This is a genomic window from Pseudomonas sp. SR18 (assembly GCF_023701505.1).
GTDB lineage: Bacteria > Pseudomonadota > Gammaproteobacteria > Pseudomonadales > Pseudomonadaceae > Aquipseudomonas > Aquipseudomonas cyclaminis.
In genome coordinates, this window is sequence record NZ_JAMQAU010000012.1 from 83,570 (window position 1) to 105,298 (window position 21,729).

At 62.5% G+C, this 21,729-nt stretch carries 20 protein-coding genes and 1 pseudogene; 17 read left to right on the forward strand and 4 right to left on the reverse strand.

The window, feature by feature from the left end:
* Positions 1 to 255 precede the first annotated feature (255 nt).
* From NDJ82_RS27715 to selO, 4 genes and pseudogenes are all read left to right on the forward strand, one after another.
* Positions 256 to 855 (forward strand): annotated as a pseudogene (locus NDJ82_RS27715) (methyl-accepting chemotaxis protein); the annotation flags it as partial.
* A gap of 172 nt (positions 856 to 1,027) precedes the next feature.
* A complete protein-coding gene (locus NDJ82_RS18175) occupies positions 1,028 to 2,770 on the forward strand; it encodes a potassium/proton antiporter (protein WP_099583744.1) in 1,743 nt (580 codons plus the stop codon).
* 52 nt (positions 2,771 to 2,822) lie between these two features.
* Positions 2,823 to 6,206, forward strand: a complete 3,384-nt coding sequence (gene mscK / locus NDJ82_RS18180; protein WP_191946951.1) for a mechanosensitive channel MscK — start codon at positions 2,823 to 2,825, stop codon at positions 6,204 to 6,206.
* Between the two features lie 48 nt (positions 6,207 to 6,254).
* Positions 6,255 to 7,718: a protein adenylyltransferase SelO gene (selO, locus tag NDJ82_RS18185; RefSeq protein ID WP_250926016.1), complete on the forward strand. Its 1,464-nt coding sequence runs from the start codon at positions 6,255 to 6,257 to the stop codon at positions 7,716 to 7,718.
* 5 nt (positions 7,719 to 7,723) lie between these two features.
* Here selO and NDJ82_RS18190 read toward each other — a convergent pair whose 3' ends face one another.
* Together NDJ82_RS18190 and NDJ82_RS18195 are read right to left on the reverse strand one after the other, a co-directional pair.
* The gene (locus NDJ82_RS18190) at positions 7,724 to 8,125 is read right to left on the reverse strand and encodes a helix-turn-helix domain-containing protein (RefSeq protein WP_099583747.1); all 402 of its coding nucleotides are present in this window, start codon (positions 8,123 to 8,125) and stop codon (positions 7,724 to 7,726) included.
* On the reverse strand, positions 8,122 to 8,418 hold the full coding sequence (locus tag NDJ82_RS18195) for a type II toxin-antitoxin system HigB family toxin (protein ID WP_099583748.1): 297 nt from the start codon (positions 8,416 to 8,418) through the stop codon (positions 8,122 to 8,124). Before NDJ82_RS18195 ends, NDJ82_RS18190 begins: the two co-directional genes overlap by 4 nt.
* 236 nt (positions 8,419 to 8,654) lie before the next feature.
* Between NDJ82_RS18195 and trxC the strand changes: the two genes are divergently transcribed.
* Positions 8,655 to 9,089, forward strand: coding sequence for a thioredoxin TrxC (trxC, locus tag NDJ82_RS18200; RefSeq protein WP_099583749.1), 435 nt, complete (start codon positions 8,655 to 8,657; stop codon positions 9,087 to 9,089).
* A gap of 129 nt (positions 9,090 to 9,218) precedes the next feature.
* Here trxC and NDJ82_RS18205 read toward each other — a convergent pair whose 3' ends face one another.
* The gene (locus NDJ82_RS18205) at positions 9,219 to 9,440 is read right to left on the reverse strand and encodes a DUF6124 family protein (RefSeq protein WP_112193076.1); all 222 of its coding nucleotides are present in this window, start codon (positions 9,438 to 9,440) and stop codon (positions 9,219 to 9,221) included.
* Positions 9,441 to 9,891: 451 nt separating this feature from the next.
* On the reverse strand, positions 9,892 to 10,662 hold the full coding sequence (locus NDJ82_RS18210; RefSeq protein WP_099583750.1) for a ParA family protein: 771 nt from the start codon (positions 10,660 to 10,662) through the stop codon (positions 9,892 to 9,894).
* Positions 10,663 to 10,989: 327 nt separating this feature from the next.
* Between NDJ82_RS18210 and NDJ82_RS18215 the strand changes: the two genes are divergently transcribed.
* Genes NDJ82_RS18215 through NDJ82_RS18270 form a run of 12 tightly spaced genes read left to right on the forward strand, consistent with a single transcriptional unit; the run spans position 10,990 to position 21,714 of the window.
* The gene (locus NDJ82_RS18215; protein ID WP_112193075.1) at positions 10,990 to 11,709 is read left to right on the forward strand and encodes a beta-ketoacyl synthase chain length factor; all 720 of its coding nucleotides are present in this window, start codon (positions 10,990 to 10,992) and stop codon (positions 11,707 to 11,709) included.
* Positions 11,685 to 12,497 carry a lysophospholipid acyltransferase family protein gene (locus NDJ82_RS18220; RefSeq protein WP_099583752.1) on the forward strand — a complete coding sequence of 271 codons (813 nt, stop codon included), beginning with the start codon at positions 11,685 to 11,687 and terminating at the stop codon, positions 12,495 to 12,497. Before NDJ82_RS18215 ends, NDJ82_RS18220 begins: the two co-directional genes overlap by 25 nt.
* Complete coding sequence (locus NDJ82_RS18225; RefSeq protein ID WP_010563239.1) at positions 12,475 to 12,744, forward strand: phosphopantetheine-binding protein; 270 nt, start codon at positions 12,475 to 12,477, stop codon at positions 12,742 to 12,744. The genes NDJ82_RS18220 and NDJ82_RS18225 overlap by 23 nt, the downstream gene beginning before the upstream one ends.
* 9 nt (positions 12,745 to 12,753) lie before the next feature.
* Positions 12,754 to 13,008 (forward strand): acyl carrier protein, encoded by a 255-nt coding sequence (locus NDJ82_RS18230; RefSeq protein ID WP_003187949.1) that lies wholly within the window; start codon positions 12,754 to 12,756, stop codon positions 13,006 to 13,008.
* Positions 13,005 to 13,550: a COG4648 family protein gene (locus tag NDJ82_RS18235; protein ID WP_099583753.1), complete on the forward strand. Its 546-nt coding sequence runs from the start codon at positions 13,005 to 13,007 to the stop codon at positions 13,548 to 13,550. The genes NDJ82_RS18230 and NDJ82_RS18235 overlap by 4 nt, the downstream gene beginning before the upstream one ends.
* Complete coding sequence (locus tag NDJ82_RS18240; protein ID WP_158879070.1) at positions 13,547 to 15,217, forward strand: acyl-CoA synthetase family protein; 1,671 nt, start codon at positions 13,547 to 13,549, stop codon at positions 15,215 to 15,217. The genes NDJ82_RS18235 and NDJ82_RS18240 overlap by 4 nt, the downstream gene beginning before the upstream one ends.
* A complete protein-coding gene (locus NDJ82_RS18245; RefSeq protein WP_250926017.1) occupies positions 15,210 to 15,944 on the forward strand; it encodes a glycosyltransferase family 2 protein in 735 nt (244 codons plus the stop codon). The genes NDJ82_RS18240 and NDJ82_RS18245 overlap by 8 nt, the downstream gene beginning before the upstream one ends.
* The gene (locus NDJ82_RS18250; RefSeq protein WP_099583756.1) at positions 15,941 to 16,876 is read left to right on the forward strand and encodes a lysophospholipid acyltransferase family protein; all 936 of its coding nucleotides are present in this window, start codon (positions 15,941 to 15,943) and stop codon (positions 16,874 to 16,876) included. Before NDJ82_RS18245 ends, NDJ82_RS18250 begins: the two co-directional genes overlap by 4 nt.
* Complete coding sequence (locus tag NDJ82_RS18255) at positions 16,860 to 18,401, forward strand: HAL/PAL/TAL family ammonia-lyase (RefSeq protein WP_112193071.1); 1,542 nt, start codon at positions 16,860 to 16,862, stop codon at positions 18,399 to 18,401. Before NDJ82_RS18250 ends, NDJ82_RS18255 begins: the two co-directional genes overlap by 17 nt.
* The gene (locus NDJ82_RS18260) at positions 18,394 to 18,819 is read left to right on the forward strand and encodes an acyl-CoA thioesterase (protein ID WP_250926018.1); all 426 of its coding nucleotides are present in this window, start codon (positions 18,394 to 18,396) and stop codon (positions 18,817 to 18,819) included. Before NDJ82_RS18255 ends, NDJ82_RS18260 begins: the two co-directional genes overlap by 8 nt.
* On the forward strand, positions 18,816 to 19,412 hold the full coding sequence (locus NDJ82_RS18265) for an outer membrane lipoprotein carrier protein LolA (RefSeq protein WP_099583761.1): 597 nt from the start codon (positions 18,816 to 18,818) through the stop codon (positions 19,410 to 19,412). Before NDJ82_RS18260 ends, NDJ82_RS18265 begins: the two co-directional genes overlap by 4 nt.
* Positions 19,402 to 21,714 (forward strand): MMPL family transporter, encoded by a 2,313-nt coding sequence (locus tag NDJ82_RS18270; RefSeq protein WP_158879067.1) that lies wholly within the window; start codon positions 19,402 to 19,404, stop codon positions 21,712 to 21,714. Before NDJ82_RS18265 ends, NDJ82_RS18270 begins: the two co-directional genes overlap by 11 nt.
* The last annotated feature ends 15 nt before the right edge of the window (positions 21,715 to 21,729 follow it).

A 21,729-nucleotide genomic window follows, 5' to 3' on the forward strand; every position in this document is an offset into this window, starting at 1 on the left:
AAGCTGCGCGACACCCTGCAACGCATCGCCGGCTCTGCCACCCAGTTGGCTTCCGCCGCCGAAGAGCTGAACGCCGTCACCGACGAAAGCGCCCGTGGCCTGACCCAGCAGAACAACGAAATCGAGCAAGCCGCCACCGCCGTCAACGAGATGACCAGCGCTGTCGAAGAAGTTGCGCGCAATGCGGTGAGCACTTCCGAAGCCTCGCGCAATGCCACCTCTTCGGCCGGCGATGGCCGTGACCTGGTACAGGAAACCGTCAGCGCCATCGAACGCATGAGCGGCGACGTACAAGCCACCGCCACGCTGATTGGCGACCTGGCCAATGAGTCGCGGGATATCGGCAAGGTGCTGGACGTGATTCGCGGTCTGGCCGACCAGACCAACCTGCTGGCCCTGAATGCCGCCATCGAAGCAGCGCGCGCCGGTGAAGCCGGGCGTGGGTTTGCGGTGGTGGCCGATGAAGTACGCGCCCTCGCCCATCGCACCCAGCAGTCCACCAGCGAGATCGAGCGGATGATCGGCAGTATCCAGGCCGGCACCGAGCACGCGGTGGACTCGATGCGTAACAGCACCGAACGTGCTGAATCGACACTGAACATCGCCAAAGGCGCAGGGATGTCGCTGGACACCATCAACACGGCGATTGTGCAGATCAATGAACGTAACCTGGTGATCGCCAGCGCAGCGGAAGAGCAGGCGCAGGTGGCACGGGAAGTGGACCGCAACCTGGTGAACATTCGTGACCTGTCGGTGCAGTCGGCGACCGGCGCCAGCCAGACCAGTGCGGCGAGCAGTGAGTTGTCGCGGTTGGCGGTGGATTTGAATGGGATGGTGGGGCGGTTCCGCCTCTAACTGAATGCACTCAGTTAAAAATGTGGGAGGGGTCTGCCCCCTCCCACATTCAGATCTGCGCCCGGCGTTAAAAGCTTTTTGACAGCACCGCAATTCAACAGGTTAGAATCCCTGGCACGCAGACTGCATGGTCAGTTTGCGTCCCGTCTTGTTTGCTTATGGAGTACTGCCTTTGAATGCGACGACCATCAACAGCCTGTTCTTGATCGGCGCGTTGCTGGTGAGTGCGAGCATTCTGGTGAGTTCTCTTTCGTCGCGCCTGGGGATTCCGATCCTGGTGATCATCCTGGCCGTGGGCATGGTCGCCGGCGTCGATGGCGGCGGCATCATTTTCGACAACTACCCGACCGCCTACCTGGTGGGCAACCTCGCACTGGCCGTGATTTTGCTCGACGGTGGCTTGCGCACGCGGGTGGCGAGTTTCCGCGTGGCACTCTGGCCGGCGTTGTCCCTGGCCACAGTGGGGGTGTTGATCACCACCGGCCTCACCGGCATGGCGGCAGCCTGGCTGTTTGACCTCAATATTATCCAAGGCTTGTTGATTGGCGCGATTGTCGGTTCCACCGACGCCGCGGCGGTATTCTCGCTGCTCGGCGGCAAGGGCCTGAACGAACGGGTTACCGCCACGCTGGAAATCGAATCCGGCAGCAACGACCCAATGGCGGTGTTCCTCACCGTCACCCTGATCGACATGCTCGCCAGCGGCCAGACCGGCCTGCACTGGAGCCTGCTGACGCATCTGGTGCGCGAATTCGGCATCGGCGGCATGGTTGGCCTGGGCGGCGGCTGGCTGATGCTGCAGATGGTCAACCGCATCAACCTGGCCACCGGCCTGTATCCGATCCTGGTGATCGCCGGTGGCCTGTTCGTCTTCGCCCTGACCAACGCCTTGCACGGCAGCGGTTTCCTCGCCGTTTACCTGTGCGGCCTGGTGATCGGCAACCGCCCGGTGCGCAGTCGTCATGGCATCTTGCATATGCTCGACGGCATGGCCTGGCTCGCACAGATCGGCATGTTCCTGGTGCTGGGCCTGTTGGTCACGCCCCATGATTTGCTGCCAATCGCCCTGCCGGCCCTGGGCCTGGCGCTGTGGATGATCCTGTTTGCGCGGCCGTTGTCGGTGATGGTCGGCCTGCTGCCGTTCAAGGCATTCCACGGTCGCGAAAAAGGCTTTATCGCGTGGGTCGGCCTGCGCGGCGCGGTGCCGATCATTCTCGCGGTGTTCCCGTTGATGGCCGGCCTGCCCCATGCGCAGCTGTACTTCAACCTGGCGTTCTTTATCGTGCTGGTGTCACTGCTGGTACAAGGCACGAGCCTGCCGTGGGTGGCCAAGTTGCTGAAAGTGACCGTACCACCGGACCCGGCGCCGATCTCCCGTGCAGCCCTGGAAGTACACGTTACCAGCGAGTGGGAGCTGTTCGTGTACCGCCTGGGCGCCGAAAAATGGTGCATCGGCGCAGCCCTGCGCGAGCTGAAAATGCCCGAAGGCACGCGGATTGCGGCACTGTTCCGTGGCCAGCAACTGCTCCATCCGTCGGGTAGTACGGTGCTGGAAGTCGACGATCTGCTCTGTGTGATCGGCCATGAACACAACCTGCCAGCCCTCGGCAAACTGTTCAGCCAGGCACCGCAACGCGGCCTCGACCTGCGCTTCTTCGGCGACTTCGTGCTGGAAGGCGACGCCCAGCTGGGCGCGGTTTCGGCCCTGTACGGCCTGAAGTTGGAGGGTATCGATCCGGACATGCCACTGAGCAGCTTCATCACCCAAAAAGTCGGTGGCGCCCCCATCGTCGGCGACCAGGTGGAGTGGAACAACACCATCTGGACCGTCGCGGTCATGGACGGGAACAAGATCGGCAAAGTGGGCGTCAGATTCCCCGAAGGAAGTCGCCCGGGCCCCGGACTCTTCCTCTAAACTGCGGAGCGACAGCACGCTCCCGATTCTTTACCTTGCAAGACCGGTGTCTATGCCAACCCTGCGCACGTTTCTCGCCACTGCCCTGCTGGGCCTGACCCTTTGTTTCGGCAGCGTCTATGCCGCCGACCCGCCCAGCGCCGATGCCATCCAGCAAACCCTGGACAAGCTGCCCGACCGCAAGCTGCCCGACGCCGACATGAAGGCGCTGCAAACCATCCTGCAGCAGACCCTGACGTATCTGGGCAACCAGCAGGATTACGAGCAGCGCCTGGTCGAGCTCAAGCGCCAGCTGGAAGACGCGCCGCGCCAGACCAGCGAAAACCAGCGCGAGCTGACCCGCCTCAAGGCTACCAAAATCATCCCGGTGGCCCAGCGCTATGCCACGCTGCCGGTGCCGCAGCTTGAGCAATTGCTGGTGCAGCGCACCACCCAGCAAGGCGACCTGCAAAAAGACCTGGCCGAAGCCAACAGCCTGACCATCGCCGCCCAGACCCGCCCCGAACGCGCCCAGACCGAAATCAGCAGCAGCCAGACGCGCATTCTGCAGATCAATTCGACGCTAAAGGCCGGCAAGGACAATGGCAAAGCGCTTAACAGCGACCAACGCAACCAACTGAACGCCGAGCTCGCCGCACTCAATGCCCTGATCCCCCTGCGCCGCCAGGAACTGGCCGGCAACAGCCAGTTGCAAGACCTGGGCAACAGCCAGCATGACCTGGTGGTGGAAAAAATCGCGCGCCTGGAACAAGAGATTCAGGACCTGCAAACCCTGATCAACCAGAAGCGCCTGGCCCAGTCCCAACAGACCGTGACCCAGCAGTCCATCGAAGCGCAAAAGGCCGGAGGCAGCAGCCTGTTGGCCACGGAAAGTGCGGCCAACCTGAAGCTCTCCGACTACCTGCTCAAAAGCACCGACCGCCTCAACGACCTGACCCAGAAGAACCTGCAGACCAAGCAGCAACTGGACACCGTGACCCAGAGCGACTCAGCCCTGGATGAGCAGATCAGTGTGCTCAAGGGCAGCCTGCTGCTGTCGAAGATTCTGTATAAGCAAAAACAGGCACTGCCGCGCCTGACCGTGGACCGTGACCTGGCCGACGACATTGCCAACATTCGCCTGTACCAGTTCGAGGTCAACCAGCAACGCGAACTGATCAGTTCCCCCAGTGCTTATGTCGACAACCTGCTGGCCAACCAGCCACCGGACGACGTCACCCCGCAACTGCGCCGCACCCTGCTGGAACTGGCGGTCACCCGCAGCGACCTGTTGGAGCGCCTGAGCCGCGAGCTGAGTGCACTGCTCAACGAATCCATCACCCTGCAACTCAACCAGAAACAACTGCTCAGCACCGCCACCACCCTGCGCGCCACGCTCGACGAGCAGATGTTCTGGATCCCGAGCAACAAGCCGCTGGACACCGAGTGGCTGGAGACCGTGCCGGCGCACCTGAGCAAGCAAGTCACCACCTTGCCCTGGGCCTCCAGCGTCAGTGAGCTGTATGACGGTCTGACCCAGCGCCCATTGCTGTTCCTGCCGCTGTTGCTGTTGATCGGCTTCCTGCTGTGGCGGCGCACCGCGCTGTACGCCCGCCTGAAAAGGGTCCACCTGGACATCGGCCACTTCAAACGCGACAGCCAGTGGCACACGCCGCAGGCGATCCTGGTGAATATCCTGCTGGCGATGCCGGTAGCCCTGGGCCTGGCGCTGTGCGGTTATGCGCTGCAAATCGACGCCCGTGGGCAAAACGCCAACCTGGGCGCGGCATTGCTGCAGATCGCCCAGGCGTGGCTGGTGTTCTACACCGCCTACCGCATCCTGGCGCCGGGCGGCGTGGCCGAACTGCATTTTCGCTGGGAAAAACCCCAGGTCGAATTCCTGCAAGGCTGGGTGCGTAAACTCGGCCTGGTCGTACTGGCGCTGGTGGCCGTGGTGGCGATTGCCGAGCATCAACCGGCGGCACTGGCCGACGACGTGCTAGGCATCGCCGTGGTCCTGACGTGCTATGCGCTGATGGCCTGGCTGCTCGGGCGCCTGCTGCTGCACAGCCCGACCCACGAAAAAGCCTCGCTGTTCCGCAAAGCCGTGGGCCTGCTGTTTACCGCACTGCCCATCGCGCTGTTTATTGCCGTGTGCTTCGGCTACTACTACACCGCCCTGAAACTCAGCGACCGGTTGATCAACACCCTGTACCTGCTGATGTTCTGGCTGGTGATCGAAGCCACCTTCGTGCGTGGCCTGGGCGTTGCCGCCCGCCGCCTGGCCTATGCCCGAGCCCTGGCCAAACGCCAGGCCGCCAAGGAAGCCGGTGATGGCGAAGCCGTGATCGAAGAACCGACCCTGGACATCGAACAGGTCAACGAACAGTCCATGCGCCTGATTCGACTGGCCCTGCTTGGCGGCTTTATCGCCGCGTTGTACTGGGTGTGGTCGGACCTGATCTCGGTGTTTTCCTACCTGGATAACGTCACGCTGTACGAATACACCAGCGGCACGGGTGCGAATATCAGCATGGTGCCTATCAGCATCGGCGACTTGCTCGGCGCGCTGATCATCATCGGCATCACCTTCGCCCTGGCGCGCAACCTGCCCGGTCTGCTGGAGGTGCTGGTACTGTCCAAGCTGGACCTGGCCCAGGGCAGCGCCTACGCCACCACCACCTTGCTGTCCTATGTGATTGCCGGCGTGGGCTTCGTGTCTACCCTGTCTACCCTCGGCGTGAGCTGGGACAAGTTGCAATGGCTGGTGGCCGCACTGTCAGTGGGCCTGGGCTTCGGCATGCAGGAGATCTTCGCCAACTTCATCTCCGGCATCATGATCCTGTTCGAACGCCCGGTGCGTATCGGCGACACCATCACCATCGGCAACCTGTCGGGCACGGTGAGCAAGATCCGCATCCGCGCCACCACCATCACCGACTTCGACCGCAAGGACATCATTGTCCCGAACAAGACGTTTATTACCGGGCAACTGATCAACTGGTCGCTGACCGACACCATCACCCGCGTCACCCTGAAGCTGGGCGTGGACTACGGCTCTGATCTGGACCTGGTGAGGGAATTGCTGCTCAAGGCTGCCAGGGAAAACCCACGGGTTCTGAAGGAGCCGGAACCTCACGTGTATTTCCTCAACTTCGGCGAAAGCACCCTCGACCACGAGCTGCGCATGCACGTGCGCGACCTCGGTGACCGCAACCCGGTGCTGGACGAGGTCAACCGCTATATCAACCGCGAGTTCAAGAAGCAGCACATCAACATCTCGTTCCGGCAGATGGAGGTGTACCTCAAGAACATGCACGGCCAGGAGTACAAACTGGTGCCGGTCGAGGATGATCGCAAGACCATCGCCGCGCCTGCCGCAGAGCAGGACGCCCCCGAGCCGCCGCCCGGTAAAGTCGAAGACGCGCCGGAACCGCCACCGAGCAAACTCGACTAAACGCCCTATCCCCAGCAGAATGTTCGGACATTCTGCTGGAGATGGCCGGTGAAAGCCCTCGACGAACTGACCTTCGACAACCGCTTCGCACGCCTGGGCGACGCGTTCTCAACCCACGTTTTGCCCGAGCCCCTCGACGAGCCGCGCCTTGTCGTGGCGAGCGATGCCGCCATGGCCCTGCTCGACCTCGACCCGACGGTGGCCGACACGCCGGTATTCGCCGAGCTGTTCGGCGGCCACAAGCTGTGGGCCGAAGCTGAGCCGCGTGCGATGGTCTATTCCGGGCATCAATTTGGCGGCTATTCCCCGCAACTGGGCGATGGCCGCGGGTTGTTGCTCGGCGAGGTGTACAACCAGGCCGGCGAACACTGGGACCTGCACCTCAAGGGTGCCGGAATGACGCCTTACTCGCGGATGGGCGATGGCCGTGCGGTTTTGCGCTCGTCGATTCGGGAGTTTCTTGCCTCTGAAGCACTCCACGCGCTGGGCATCCCCAGTAGCCGTGCGCTGTGCGTGATCGGCTCCAGCACGCCGGTATGGCGCGAAAAACAGGAACGCGGGGCGATGGTGCTGCGCCTGGCGCCGAGCCATATCCGCTTCGGGCATTTCGAATATTTCTACTACACCAAGAAACCAGAGCAGCAGGCGGAACTGGCCGAGCACGTGCTTTCACTGCACTACCCCGAGTGCAAGGAACAGCCTGAACCTTACCTCGCGATGTTCCGCGAAATCGTCGAACGCAATGCCGAGCTGATCGCCAAATGGCAGGCCTATGGCTTCTGCCATGGCGTGATGAACACCGACAACATGTCGATCCTGGGCATCACATTCGACTTCGGGCCGTTTGCGTTTCTGGATGATTTTGACGCGCACTTCATCTGCAACCATTCCGACCATGAAGGGCGCTACTCGTTTAGCAACCAAGTGCCGATTGGCCAGTGGAACCTCAGCGCGCTGGCCCAGGCGCTGACGCCGTTTATCAGCGTTGAAGCCTTGAAGGAAGCCCTGGGCCTATACCTGCCGTTCTACCAGGCCCACTACCTCGACCTGATGCGCCGCCGCCTGGGGCTGACCACCGCTGAAGACGACGACCAGAAATTGGTGGAGCGCCTGCTCAAGCTGATGCAGAACAGTGGCGTGGACTACACCCTGTTCTTCCGCCGTTTGGGGGATGAATCCGCGGCGCTGGCCGTGACGCGGTTGCGCGATAATTTTGTCGACATGGCCGGGTTTGACGCCTGGGCCGAGCAGTACAAGGAACGTGTCGCACGGGATGGGAACTGCAGCGAAGAACAGCGCCGTGAGCGGATGCACGCAGTGAACCCGTTGTACATCCTGCGCAACTACCTGGCACAGAACGCTATCACCGCCGCAGAATCAGGCGATTACAGCGAAGTGCGGCGGCTGCATGAGGTGCTTTCCAAGCCGTTTGAGGAACAGGCGGGAATGGAACAATACGCGCAGCGGCCGCCGGATTGGGGCAAGCATTTGGAGATCAGTTGTTCGTCGTGAAACCTTTAGATAAAGGTTTCCACTGAAACACCGAAACGCTCCGCCAGCCAACGAATCTGCCGCACGTTGAGCTGGCGCTTGCCGCTCAGTACTTCGGACACAACCGATTGAGCACCAACGCCCGGCAAGTCGCTCTGGGTGAGGTTGTGCTCGCGCATCATATAGCGCAGCACATCTACACCACTGGCGACGGGCATTGGCCGATGCGCATGATCATAGGCTTCGATCCAATCGCTGAGGATGTCCACCAAACTCATGAGCGGGCTGTCCTCATCTTCACCGATTAGGCTCAATAACTCGTCCAGGCAGCCCACCATCGCGTCGTAGTCTGCCTCGTTTTCCGGCTTTCGTAGTACTGGCGAAACGAATTGCCAGTGTTCGACCGCGACTCGCATAAGCGCGCTCATCTGATTTTTTCCTTCCATTTGTCTTTCTCATAATCGCGGTGATCAAGCAGGTGCTTGATGTAAACGTGCTGCACCTGATACTCCACGCTAGCAATCAACCTAAGCTTGTTGCCTCCAATATCAAATACATGAAACGCTCCGACCTTATCGGTGGCGGGGAACATGGTTTTCATCGCCGCAAAGTCTTTGGGGGAATTTCGCTTGATGATGCGATACCACTGATCCAAAGCCGCTGCGGAACGGGGCCATTTTTCCTTTGCTTCCCAAATCCTTTTTTCACTGATGACTCGCATGCAACATCCTTATCGCATCGTGCTATGGAGGCTAAACCCGAATTGCGACTATCGCAATTTGCTATAGCCACAAGCAGACCAATGGTTCAAGACAAAACCGGCTCTAGCAGCCTAGATAGACAATCTCGCTTCGACATGGGCAGAACTGTGAGCGGATGAGTCGCATCCGCCTGACTTGATAAACCTAGCCCCCGACTCCAAATACAGTGCCATTGGCCACTTCCAAGGAGCCCTCAATGTCCGAACCTCTAGTCATCCCCTGCCCTCACTGCAACGGCCTCAACCGCATCCCCGGCGAACGCCTGGGAGATGCGCCCAAATGCGGGCGTTGTAAGCAACAGGTGTTGTTGAATAAGCCTTTTGAGCTGAAACAAGGCGACTACGCCAGCCAGATCAAAGGCGACCTGCCGCTTCTGGTCGATGTGTGGGCCGACTGGTGCGGGCCGTGCAAGTCGTTCGCGCCGGTGTTTGAACAGGCGGCCGGGCAGTTGGAGGCCAAGTGTCGGCTGGCCAAGCTGGACAGCGAGGCCAATCAGCAGTTGTCGGCGCAGTTGGGGATTCGCTCGATTCCCAGTTTGATTCTGTTCAAGAACGGCCGCGAGGTGGCGCGCCAGAGCGGCGCATTTCCGTTGCCGCAGTTGATGAGCTGGTTGCGCAGCCAAGGGGTGTAAACCAGCCCCTCAATCAACGGGATCAAATGTGGGAGGGGGCTTGCCCCCGATGGCAGTGGATCAGTACCAAGTGGGCTGGCTGACACACTGCTAGGGGGCAAGCCCCCTCCCACACTTTTTTGACCGCGCCTACCTTGAGGCCAGCGGCACTTCGCGGTCCATCATCTGGCCCACCAGCAGCACGCCCAGCTCACTCAATTGATGAATAGCCAAGGCTACGTCGCGGTGTTCGCCAGTGAGGTCGTTGGATAGGTTGAGCAATAGCGTGCGCACAGAGGACAAGGTTTCGTAGCTGTTGAGCACGAGGGTTTCGGTGGGGAGGTCGGGTGCAACGGCGTAAAGGTTAACCATGGAACGTCTCCGAGTAAGCGCCGCAACCAGCCGCTACTAAACGGAGGGTGGCAGCTGTACGCAGGTTAGTAGACCGGGGAGACTCACCGGCGCGCTCGAAAGCGCCCTCCGTACAGCCACCATCAAATACAGGACAGTCCTGATCAATGATTTGCTGTACGTCTCACCACAGGCTACTAAACCCGATCACTGAACATTCAGTGACCGGCAAACCTGAGAGACGACCATCCAGACGCACAAGCCGGGCGATTCTGGCTTAGCTGTAGGCAATGAGACAAGGCACACGCCCTATTGCAAGACCGTTCCTACAGCCCCAGTGAGGCAAATCCAAATCCACCAGCAGAAATACAATACAAATGTGGGAGGGGGCTTGCCCCCGATGGCAGTGGATCAGTACCAGGTGGGCTGGCTGACACACTGCTATCGGGGGCAAGCCCCCTCCCACACTGGATCAGGCGCTTTCCAGCAGGTTATGCAACTCCACAAACTGCTGCGTCAGCTTATGCCGAGGGTCCAGGTGGATCAGCGGCTTGCTCTCTTGATGCGACTCACGCATACGCACCGAACTGGCCAAGTACACCGGCAGCACCGGCAAGCCTTCGGCGATCAACTCCTCCAGCATCTGCTGCGGCAGGCTCGCCCGGGCCTGGAACTGGTTGACCACGATGCCTTCCACTTCAAGGCCTTCGTTGTGGTCTTCCTTCAATTCTTCGATTTCAGCCAGCAGGCCATACAAGGCCTGACGCGAGAAGCTGTCGCAATCGAAGGGGATCAGCACACGATCAGCGGCAATCAATGCCGAAACCGCATAAAAATTCAGTGCCGGTGGCGTATCGAGATAGATCCGGTCGTAATCTTCGGCCAGTTCATCCAGCAACTTTCGCAGTTTGTTGATCTTGTGCTTGGCTTCAAGCTTAGGCTGCAGGTCCGCCAGCTCTGCGGTGGCGGTGATCACGTGCAGGTTGTCGAACGGCGTTTCGTAGATATCGACCTTGTTCTTCTTCGAAAACGGTCCGGAAGACAGGGTTTGCTTGAAAAAGTCCGCGATCCCCATGGGGATGTCGTTGCCGGTCAGCCCGGTGAGGTACTGGGTAGAGTTGGCTTGTGCATCGAGGTCCACCAACAGGGTTCGATAGCCTTCGCTGGCGCTGACCGCCGCCAGGTTGCAGGCGATGCTGGACTTGCCAACGCCGCCTTTCTGATTGAACACCACACGCCGCATGGAAAAACCTCCGTGTATCAATGAATGTCCGAGTGTAGAGGGCAAAAGCGCCTGTTAGCTACCTCGTTCAACAATGCATCGCTGCATCAAAGGCAAGTCACGTACGAGTGATTAGGAACGGGCCGACAAGCCAACCCAGCCGTCCATAACGGACAATCTGTAAATCTTTACCAACAATTTGTATTCCGCCGTGAACAAACCTTTACCAAAGTTTGCTAGAACCCCACGGCACCGGGATAATGCGCGCCATTCGGCGATTGCTCCCTGTCCCGGTATTCGGGGCCAAAAGCCGCACATGGAAGCCCGCAGGGGCGGGATAACTTCTCAGTGATCAACTTCAATATCGCCCAATGGCGCGCCTGGGCCCCAGGGCTGGAGAGTGCGCACGACTGGCACGCCTGGTGCCAGGCCCCTGCGCTGCTGCCCGCCAGCGATGCCTCGCCCGACGTGTCGTTCCTGCCTGCTATGCAGCGCCGCCGCCTGAGCCGGCTGGCACGCATGGCGTTCAGCGTGGGCTGGCCGCTGGCCGAAGGCCTGCAAGACCTGCCGCTGGTGTTTATTTCCCGGCATGGCGAAACCCCGCGCACCCTCGACATCCTCAGCGACCTGGCCAACGACCAGCCGTTGTCGCCGACCCAATTCAGCCTGTCGGTGCATAACGCCGTGATTGGCCTGTGGTCGATCCTGCGTAATGAAACCAGTGAAATGACCGCCCTCGCCGCCGCCGGCGACGGCCTGGAGCACGGCATGCTCGAAGCCGCCGCGCTGCTCAACGAAGGCGCCCCGGCGGTATTGCTGGTGATCACCGAAGAACAGCCGCCCGAGGCCTACGCCAGTTGGATCGTTGACGTGCCCTTCCCCTACGCCCTCGGCCTGCTGCTGACCCCAGGCGACGAGTGGCAACTGGAACTCACGCCCGGCACTGTCCAAGCCACTCAAACCCAGTGGCCCCACGCCCTGAACCTGCTGCGCACCCTGCTCACCGAACAGGGTGCCTGCCAACATGCCTGGAAGAACCGTGTATGGAACTGGCAACGCAAGCCCTGACCGACAAGCCACGGGACGCCTACTACTGGCGCCTGTTCGCCACCGCCGCCAGCTTCTTCCTGTTTGGTGTCGGTGGGCTGTGCCTGCGTTTGCTGGTGTTTCCGGTGCTCAGTTGCCTGCCGGGCAGCGCCGACAAGCATCAGCGTCGCGCCCGTCACACCATCAGCAAGCTGTTCTGGTTCTTTATTCGCCTGATGCAACGCGCGGGCGTGCTGACCTACAGCGTCGAAGGCGCCGAGAAACTCGGTCGCCCTGGCCAGATGATCGTCGCCAACCACCCGTCGCTGATCGATGTGGTGTTCCTGATCGGCCTGATGCGCCAGACCAACTGCGTGGTCAAGCAGAGCCTGTGGCAGAACCCGTTCACCCGTGGGCCGATACGCGATGCCGGCTATATCAGCAATGACGGCAGCGCAGAGATGCTGGATGCCGCCGCCGACGCCCTGCGCGAAGGCCAGACGCTGATCATCTTCCCTGAAGGCACCCGCACCACGCCCGGCGCAGCGCCCGCCTTTCATCGCGGCGGCGCCGCCATTGCGCTGCGGGGTGCGACAATCATCACCCCCGTGGTGATCAAGGTCAGCCCCACCACCTTGACCAAGGCCGAACCCTGGTATCGCATCCCCAAACGCCGTTTTCACTTCAGTTTGCGCGTGGGGGCCGATATAGAACCACAGGCGTTCGCAACACTGGGGCCCGCGCCTCAGGCTTCACGCAAGCTCAACGATTACCTGCACCACTATTTCATTAAGGAGCTCGCCGAAGATGAGCGACCAACACCGCCTTGAGCACGACATAAAGACGCTGATCATCGAGGCCCTCGGCCTGGAAGACATCAGCGCCGACGACATTGGTAGCGACCAAACCCTGTTCGGCGAAGGCCTGGGCCTGGATTCGGTAGACGCCCTGGAATTGGGCCTGGCGATTCAGAAAAAGTACGGTATCAAGATCGATGCCGACGCCAAGGACACCCGTAATCACTTCACCAACGTGGCGAGCCTTGCGGCGTTCGTCACGGCCAGACAGGCAGCTTGAGACCGGACCATGCAAACTCGTGACGATATTTTCAACACCCTGCGCGATGCCTTGGTGGAACTGTTTGAACTCCCCCCGGAGCGCGTCACCCTGGACGCCAATCTGTATCAAGACCTGGAAATCGACAGCATCGATGCCGTGGACCTGATCGACCACATCAAGCGCCAGACCGGCAAGAAGATTGCCGCCGAAGAGTTCAAGGCCGTGCGCACCGTGAACGACGTGGTAGAGGCGGTGTACCGTCTGGTCCAACCCGCCGCATGAGCCGGCTGATCGGCCTTGGCCTGTTGTTGGCGGGGCTGCTGTACCCCTTCGCGGTGTATTACGGCACTGAGCACTTTGCACCGTGGCAATTCGGGCTGCTGCTGGGCAGCCTCTGGCTGTTGCGCGCGTTTACCGGCGCACCACGCCCCGGCAGCCGCTGGATGGCGTTGGCGGTGATCGTGTTTTGCCTGTTGCTGGCCTGGTTCGACAACCCGCACTTGCTGCGCTGGTACCCGAGCCTGGTCAGTGCGTTCATGTTGGCGCTGTTTGGGCTGAGCCTGAAATACGGCCCACCGATGGTCGAACGCCTGGCCCGCATGACCGACCCGCAACTGCCGCCCCATGCGATTGTGTATACACGCCAGGTCACCGTGGTGTGGAGCGTGTTTTTTCTGTGTAATGGCCTGCTCGCCGCCGCCCTCACCCTGTGGGCGCCGTTGAGCTGGTGGACGTTGTACAACGGCCTGATCGCCTACGGGCTGATGGGTTTGTTGTTTGCCGTGGAATGGCTGGTACGACAAAGGGTTCGAGGCCGCATATGAATGGGTTGAAACTTGAGCACTTGCTGCTTGAGCCGCTGCAACAGCGTTGGGTCACGACCGAACCTGCCATGAATCACGCCCAGCTGTGGGAGCAATCCCTCAGTCTGGCCGCGGGCCTGCAAGCGCGCGGCATTCGGCGCCTGGCGGTGCACCTGGAAGATGCCGGTGTGCTGGCGATCGCCCTGCTGGGCGCCTGGCGCGCCGGGGTCAGCGTGCTGCTGCCTGCCGATCTGCAGCCCCAGACCCGCCAACGCTGGGCCGATGCCGTCGATGCCTGGCTGGTCGACGCTGCCGATCTCGACGCGCTGTACCAGGCGCCGTTGCCTGGCGCCGCGCTCGACCTGGACAGCTGCCAGCTGAGCCTGTGCACCTCCGGCTCAAGCGGCGAACCCAAGCGTATCGACAAGACCCTGCGCCAACTGGCCAACGAGGTTCAAGCGCTGGAAACCTTGTGGGGTGCGGACCTTAAAGACGCCTGCATCATCGGCAGCGTCGCCACCCAGCACATCTATGGGTTGCTGTTCCGCGTGCTGTGGCCGCTGTGCGCCGGTCGCACTTTTATGCGCAAGCAATTGGCCTTCCCCGAAGACTTGCAGCGCGCCAGCCGCGAGCACACGCAGTTCGCCTGGGTGGCCAGCCCGGCACTGCTCAAGCGCATGGGCGACAACCTCGACTGGCCGGCGCTGAGCCAGGTGTCGCGGGTGTTTTCCTCCGGCGGCGCCTTACCCGTCGAAGCCGCCGCCAGTCTTTACGAGCGTTTGCAGCAATGGCCGACGGAAATCCTCGGCAGCTCGGAAACCGGCGGCATCGCCTGGCGCCAAGGTGCGCAACCCTGGCAGCCGTTTGCCGGTGTGGCACTGAGCCAGGACGCCGACGGCGCGCTGCGCATCGCCTCGCCTTACCTGCCCGCAGGGCATATCGAACAAACCGCTGACGCTGCGCGCATCCACGCCGATGGCCGCTTCGAGCTGCTCGGCCGCCTGGACCGCATCGTCAAACTGGAAGAAAAACGCATCTCCCTGCCCATGCTGGAGCAGGCGCTGATGACTCACCCCTGGGTCGCGGAAACCCGCCTGGGCGTGGTGCAAGAGAGCCGCGCCTCACTCGGCGCCCTCGTAGTGCTGAGCGCCGAGGGTTTGCACGCCCTGCGCAACCAAGGCCGCCGCAGCCTCACTCAAACCCTGCGCCAACATCTGAGCCAGCATTGCGAAGCCCTGGCCCTGCCCCGTCGCTGGCGTCTGCTGCGCCAGTTACCGCTGAACGCCCAAGGCAAGTTGCCCCAGGCCGATGTGACCGCGTTGCTGCTGGCGCCACGGCCAAAGGCGCCGCAGGTGCTGGAGCAGAGCGAAGCCAATGGCGAATGGACCGTGCAACTGAGCGTGCCGCCGGACCTGGCCTACTTCAGCGGGCACTTCCCGGTCACGCCGGTGCTGCCGGGCGTGGTGCAGGTGGAATGGGCGTTCAACCTGGGCCAGCAATTGCTCGACCTGCCCGCGACCTTCGCCGGCATGGAAGTGCTCAAGTTCCAGCAACTGGTGCGACCGGGCGACCGTATCGAACTGCACCTGCGCTTCGACCGGGAGCGCGGCAAGCTGTACTTCGCCTACCGCAACGGCGTCGCGGCGTGTTCCAGTGGCCGGATCCAACTGGTGGCCGAGCATGCATAAGCCCTGTGCCCTGATCCCGGTCTATAACCATGAAGCCGCAGTGCCAGCCGTGGTGAGCAGCCTGTTGAACAGCGGCCTGCCGTGCCTGCTGGTAGACGACGGCAGCAGCCCGGCGTGCGCCGCCGTGTTGGCGCAGTTGGCGACCCTGGATAACGTCACCCTGCTGACCCTGCCGAGCAACCAAGGCAAGGGCGGCGCAGTGATGGCCGGCTTCCGCGAAGCCGCACGCCTGGGCTACTCCCACGCCCTGCAAGTGGACGCCGACGGCCAGCATGATTTGCGCGAAGTCGAGACGTTTGTGGACACCTCCCGCAGGCACCCCGACGCGATTATCTGCGGCTACCCCGAATACGACGAGAGCGTGCCCAAAGGCCGCCTGTACGCACGCTACCTGACCCACGTGTGGGTGTGGATCAACACACTGTCGCTGCAGATCCGCGACTCGATGTGCGGCTTTCGCGTGTACCCGCTGGCACCGGTGCTGGCGCTGATGGACTCGGCCTATATCGGCACGCGCATGGACTTCGATTCCGACATCCTGGTGCGCCTGGCCTGGCGCAACCAGCCAATGCGCTGGCTGGCGACCCAAGTGCATTACCCCACTGACGGCCTGTCGCACTTTCGTCTGTTCCATGACAACGTGCGTATCAGCGCCATGCACACGCGGCTGTTCTTCGGCATGTTGGTGCGTGCGCCGATGATCCTGTGGCGGCGGTGGCAGGCATGAGCGACAACACCCGACACTGGGCCGACCGCGAAGAGCGCGGCAGCTACTGGCTGATGAAATTCACCGCCTTCGCGGCCAAAGTCCTCGGCCGCCGCCTGCTGAGCCCGGTGCTGTATGGCATCGTGCTGTACTTCTTCCTGTTTGGCCGCAGCGCGCGCCAGAGCGCCTGGCAATACCAACAGCGCCTGGCCGAGTGGAGCGGGCGCGATGAGTTGCGCCCCAGCCACCGCAAAGTATTTGGCCAGTTCATGGCCTTCGCCGATTCCCTGCTCGACAAACTCGACGTGTGGAACCGCAAGCTGCGCCTGGAACAGATCGAAATCAACGACCCCGCGCAATTGCGTGGGCAACTGCGTGGCGAGCGCGGGCAGATGCTGGTGGGCGCACACCTGGGCAACCTCGAAGTGTGCCGTGCCCTGGCCGAGATCGGTGAGCAAGTCACCATGAACGTGCTGGTGCATACCAAGCACGCCGAACAATTCAACCGCCTGCTGGGCGAAGCCGGTGCTACCCATTTGCGCCTGATCCAGGTCAGCGAGCTGGACCCGGCGACCATGTTGCTGCTCAGCCAGCGCCTGGACGAAGGTGAGTGGCTGGCGATTGCCGGCGACCGCGTGCCCCTGCACGGCGGGCGCACGGTGCGCGTGGACTTTCTCGGCCATGACGCCGCGTTCCCTCAAGGTCCGTGGCTGCTGGCCGGCCTGCTCAAATGCCCGGTCAACCTGCTGATGTGCCTCAAGCACAATGGCCGTTACCGCCTGACGATCGAACCGTTCACACCCTTGATCGAATGGAAACGCAGCACCCGCGAGCAGGTCATCGCTCAGTGGACCGCACGCTACGCCGCACGCCTGGGCCAGTTCTGCCTGCAAGCGCCCCAACAATGGTTCAACTTTTACCCTTTCTGGAAGACCGATGACGACGCATCTTGAGCCGGTAACCTTTGGCGAACGCCCCCTGCGCATCGAAGACGTGCTGGCCCTGGCCAACCGTCAGGCGCCCACCCAGTTGCAGGGCGACGCCGCGTATCGCCAGCGCATCGCCAAGGGCGCGCAGTTTCTCGACTCGCTGCTGGACAAGGAAGGCGTGATCTACGGCGTAACCACCGGCTACGGCGACTCGTGCGTGGTAGCGGTGCCGTTGCAGCACGTCGAGGCCCTGCCCCGTCACCTGTACACCTTCCACGGTTGCGGCCTGGGCAAACTGCTCGATGCACAGGCCACCCGCGCGGTGCTGGCCGCACGTTTGCAGTCGCTGTGCCACGGCGTTTCCGGCGTGCGTGTCGAGCTGCTGGAGCGCCTGCATGCGTTCCTGGAACACGACGTGCTGCCGCTGATCCCGGAAGAGGGCTCGGTGGGTGCCAGCGGTGATCTGACGCCGCTGTCCTACGTGGCCGCGACCCTGTCGGGCGAACGTGAGGTGATGTTCCGTGGCGAACGTCGCCAGGCTGCCGATGTGCACCGCGAGCTGGGTTGGGACCCGCTGGTGTTGCGTCCCAAGGAAGCCCTGGCGCTGATGAACGGCACCGCCGTCATGACCGGCCTCGCCTGCCTGGCCTTCGCCCGCGCCGACTACCTGCTGCAACTGGCCACGCGCATCACCGCGCTGAACGTGGTGGCGCTGCAAGGCAACCCGGAACACTTCGACGAGCGCCTGTTCGCCGCCAAGCCGCACCCTGGGCAGATGCAAGTCGCGGCCTGGCTGCGCAAGGATCTGGCGATTGATGCGCCGACCGCGCCGCTGCACCGCCTGCAGGATCGTTATTCGCTGCGCTGCGCGCCCCATGTGCTCGGCGTGTTGGCCGACAGCCTGAACTGGCTGCGTTCGTTTATCGAGATCGAGCTGAACAGCGCCAACGACAACCCGATCATCGACGCCGAAGAAGAGCGCGTGCTGCACGGTGGGCACTTCTACGGCGGGCATATCGCCTTTGCCATGGACAGCCTCAAGACCCTGGTGGCCAACGTCGCCGACCTGCTCGACCGCCAACTCGCGCTGCTGGTGGACGTGCGTTACAACCACGGCCTGCCGAGCAACCTGTCGGGCGCGCCCGCCGACCGCGCCATGATCAACCACGGCTTCAAGGCCGTGCAGATCGGCACCAGCGCCTGGACCGCCGAAGCGCTGAAAAACACCATGCCGGCCAGCGTGTTCTCGCGCTCTACCGAGTGCCATAACCAGGACAAGGTCAGCATGGGCACCATCGCCGCCCGCGATGCAATCCGCGTGCTGGAGCTGACCGAACAGGTCGCCGCCGCCACCTTGCTCGCCGCCAACCAAGGTGTGTGGCTGCGCGCCCAGGCCGAGGATGCGCGGCCGCTGCCACCGGCGCTGGCCGCCATGCACGAGGAACTGGCCAAGGACTTCCCGCCAGTGATCGAAGACCGCGCCCTGGAAGGCGAACTGCGCCTGTGTCTGCAACGCATCGCCGAGCAACACTGGAGGCTGCATGCGTAGCCCCGGCGTATTGCACAGCGACACACACATCCTGGTGCCGTTTTTCGATGTCGACACCATGAACGTGGTGTGGCACGGACACTACGTGAAATACCTCGAAGTGGCGCGCTGCGCGCTGCTGGACAAGATCGGCCACAACTACACGGCGATGCTCGAAGCCGGCTACGCCTGGCCGGTGATCGACATGCAGTTGCGCTACGTGCACGGCGCGGTGTTTGGCCAGACCATCAACGTGCGCGCCAGCCTGGTGGAATGGGAGAACCGTTTGAAGGTCAATTACCTGATTACGGACCTGGCCAGCGGCGAGCGCCTGACCCGCGCCACCACCGTGCAAGTGGCGGTGGAGATGGCCAGCCGCGAGATGCAGTTGGCCTCGCCCAAAATATTCACTGACGCCGTAGAGAGAGCCTTGAAATGAGATCCCCTGTGGCAGCGCTAGTCCTGTTGTTAAGCATTCCAGGCCTGGCTCACGCGTTTGACCTGCAACAACTCAGCGATCAATTGGCCAAACCGTCCGTGATCCACGGCAGCTTCATCCAGGAAAAACACCTGCGCGCCCTGCCGCAGCCGTTGGTCAGCAAGGGCACCTTCGTCCTCGCCAAAGACCACGGCCTGCTGTGGCTGCTCAAGACCCCGTTGCAACAGGACTACCGCATCAGCGCCCAGGGCATCGCCCGGCGTGACGCCAATGGCTGGCAAACGCTGCCAAACAAGAGCGCCGGTGCCGAGCAGAATCGGTTGTTCCTCGCGGTGCTCCAGGGCGACAGCAGCGGCTTGCAGCGGGATTTCGAGCTGCAACTGCAAGGCGAGGCCACACAATGGAAACTCACGCTGATCCCGCGCTCGCTGCTGCTGAAGCAGGTGTTCACCCAGATCAATATCGACGGTGGCGCCCTCGTGCAAACCATCGAGCTGCGGGAAACCCAAGGCGACAGCACCCTCCTGCGCATGCAGGACAGCACCGCCGAACAACCGTTGAGCGACGCGGAGCAACACGACTTTGCCCAGTGAGCGCTTGCTGCCGCGCCTGTTCCTGATCCTGCTGGTGGCCGTGCTGGCCCTGGCCGGCTGGCAGTGGCGCCATGGCGCGCCGCTGTCGGCCAACCTGATGGAACTGGTGCCGGGCAGTACGCCGGACGCCCTGGAGCTGCAGGCCGAACAGCGCATGCAGGAACCGCTGAACCGCGAGATGCTGGTATTGGTGGGGCATGCCGACCGCCAGCAAGCGGTGAACGTGGCGCAACAGTTGGGCGAACGCTGGCAGGCCAGCGGCCTGTTCGAAAAGGTGCAGTGGAACCTGCAGGCCGACCTGCCTGCGCTGCGCGAACAGTTGCTGCGTGGTCGACTGGCAATGCTCTCGACCAAGGACCGCGAGCAACTGATCGAACACCCCGACGCCTTTATCCAGCAGCGCGTGCAGGCGCTGTTCGACCCCTTCACCGGGTTCAGCCTGGTGCCGAGCCAGGATGACTGGCTGGGTCTGACCGGACGTATCCAGAACAGCCAGCCGCAACGTGGCTCGGTGCAGTTGGATATCGGCAGCGGCGCGTTGATCGCCGATGCCGACGGCAAAAGCTGGGTGCTGTTGCGTGCGCGCACCACCGGCAATGCCTTTGACATGAAACTGCCGCTGCAGGTGGCGGATTTGCTCCAGGCCAGCCGCGAACAGGCCGGTCAGCAAGGCGCGCAACTGCTGGCGGCCAGCGGTTTGTTGTACGCCGCCAATGGTCAGCAGCAGGCCACGCGGGAAATCACCTGGGTCGGCGGCGGCGCGACCGTGGGCATCCTGCTGTTGCTGCTGCTGGCGTTCCGCCGCTGGCGGGTATTGCTGGCATTCGTGCCGGTGCTGGTGGGCATGTTGTTTGGCGCCGTGGCGTGTGTGGCGCTGTTCGGCCATATGCATGTGATGACATTGGTGCTTGGCTCCAGCCTGATCGGCGTCGCGGTGGATTACCCACTGCATTACCTGTCGAAAAGCTGGAGCCTCAAGCCGTGGCGCAGTTGGCCGGCATTGCGCCTGACCCTGCCGGGGCTGAGCCTGAGCCTGGCCACCAGTTGCATCGGTTACCTGGCGCTGGCCTGGACGCCGTTCCCGGCGCTGACCCAGATCGCGGTGTTCTCCGCTGCGGGTTTGGTCGGTGCGTATCTGTCGGCCGTGTGCCTGTTGCCGGCCTTGCTCAAAGGCGTTGAGTTGCGCCCGGCGCAATGGCCTCTGCGTATCGCTGAAGGCTTGTGGCAGGTTCGTGCGGCGTTGCTCACTCGCGTGCCGAGCCCGGTGCTGCTGGCGCTGGTACTGCTGTTTTGCGCCGGCGGGTTGTGGCAGCTCAACAGCAAAAACGATATCCGCCAGTGGATCGGCGCACCGCCGCAGTTGCTGCAAGAGGCCCAGGCCGTGGCGCGGATTACCGGTTTCCAGCCCACCAGCCAGTTCTTCCTGGTGCGCGCCGACAATCAACAGCAGCTGCTGGAACGCCAGGCCGCGCTGGGCCAGCGCCTGGATCAACTGGTAAATATGGACAAGCTCAAGGGTTACCTGGCGCTCAATCAACTGGTCAACCTGCCCGCCCAGCAGCAACAGCTGCGCGATGCCCTGAACGCACTGCCACAGCACTGGCAGCCGCTGCTCGACCTCGGCGTACCGGCCAGCGCGCTGCAAGCCGAGGTCGCGCAGTTGCAAGCGCTGCCCACCGAAGACATCGACGCCGCACTGATCGGCCCGATGGCCGAACCCTGGCGTACGCTGTGGCTCGGCCCGGTGGACGGCGGCGTCGCTGCAATGGTCAGCCTGCAAGGCTTGAACAACCCGGTGCTGTTGCGAGTGCAGGCCCTGGACTTGCCGGGCGTGCAGCTGGTGGATCGCCTCGGTGATCTGAACCGCGTGTTCGCCGCCACCCAGATCAGCGCCGCGCAACTGAAATTGATGTCGTGCGTGCTGATCGTGCTGCTGCTGATCCTGCCGTTTGGTTTCGGCGGCGCCCTGCGCATCGTCGCGCTGCCATTGCTGGCCGCACTGTGCAGCCTGGCCAGCCTCGGTTGGCTGGGCCAGCCGCTGACGTTGTTCAGCCTGTTCGGTTTGCTGCTGGTGACGGCGATCAGCGTCGACTACGCGATCCTGATGCGCGAGCAGATCGGCGGCCCCGCCGTGAGCCTGCTGGGTACGCTGCTGGCGGCGCTCACGACCTGGTTGTCGTTTGGTCTGCTGGCCGTGTCCAGCACGCCGGCAGTGAGTAATTTCGGCCTATCGGTCAGCCTCGGCCTGGCGTTCAGCTTTATGCTGGCGCCTTGGGCCGGACAACAGAAACACGCCTTATGAATCGGATTATCGCCA

Bases quoted from the DNA above. Each gene is read 5' to 3' on its own strand.
- mscK (WP_191946951.1), top strand. From the start codon at position 2,823: ATGCCAACCCTGCGCACGTTTCTCGCCACTGCCCTGCTGGGCCTGACC.
- NDJ82_RS18190 (WP_099583747.1), bottom strand. From the start codon at position 8,125: ATGAGCGCGCTTATGCGAGTCGCGGTCGAACACTGGCAATTCGTTTCG.
- NDJ82_RS18195 (WP_099583748.1), bottom strand. From the start codon at position 8,418: ATGCGAGTCATCAGTGAAAAAAGGATTTGGGAAGCAAAGGAAAAATGG.
- trxC (WP_099583749.1), top strand. From the start codon at position 8,655: ATGTCCGAACCTCTAGTCATCCCCTGCCCTCACTGCAACGGCCTCAAC.
- NDJ82_RS18205 (WP_112193076.1), bottom strand. From the start codon at position 9,440: ATGGTTAACCTTTACGCCGTTGCACCCGACCTCCCCACCGAAACCCTC.
- NDJ82_RS18210 (WP_099583750.1), bottom strand. From the start codon at position 10,662: ATGCGGCGTGTGGTGTTCAATCAGAAAGGCGGCGTTGGCAAGTCCAGC.
- NDJ82_RS18220 (WP_099583752.1), top strand. From the start codon at position 11,685: ATGGAACTGGCAACGCAAGCCCTGACCGACAAGCCACGGGACGCCTAC.
- NDJ82_RS18225 (WP_010563239.1), top strand. From the start codon at position 12,475: ATGAGCGACCAACACCGCCTTGAGCACGACATAAAGACGCTGATCATC.
- NDJ82_RS18230 (WP_003187949.1), top strand. From the start codon at position 12,754: ATGCAAACTCGTGACGATATTTTCAACACCCTGCGCGATGCCTTGGTG.
- NDJ82_RS18235 (WP_099583753.1), top strand. From the start codon at position 13,005: ATGAGCCGGCTGATCGGCCTTGGCCTGTTGTTGGCGGGGCTGCTGTAC.
- NDJ82_RS18240 (WP_158879070.1), top strand. From the start codon at position 13,547: ATGAATGGGTTGAAACTTGAGCACTTGCTGCTTGAGCCGCTGCAACAG.
- NDJ82_RS18245 (WP_250926017.1), top strand. From the start codon at position 15,210: ATGCATAAGCCCTGTGCCCTGATCCCGGTCTATAACCATGAAGCCGCA.
- NDJ82_RS18250 (WP_099583756.1), top strand. From the start codon at position 15,941: ATGAGCGACAACACCCGACACTGGGCCGACCGCGAAGAGCGCGGCAGC.
- NDJ82_RS18255 (WP_112193071.1), top strand. From the start codon at position 16,860: ATGACGACGCATCTTGAGCCGGTAACCTTTGGCGAACGCCCCCTGCGC.
- NDJ82_RS18260 (WP_250926018.1), top strand. From the start codon at position 18,394: ATGCGTAGCCCCGGCGTATTGCACAGCGACACACACATCCTGGTGCCG.
- NDJ82_RS18265 (WP_099583761.1), top strand. From the start codon at position 18,816: ATGAGATCCCCTGTGGCAGCGCTAGTCCTGTTGTTAAGCATTCCAGGC.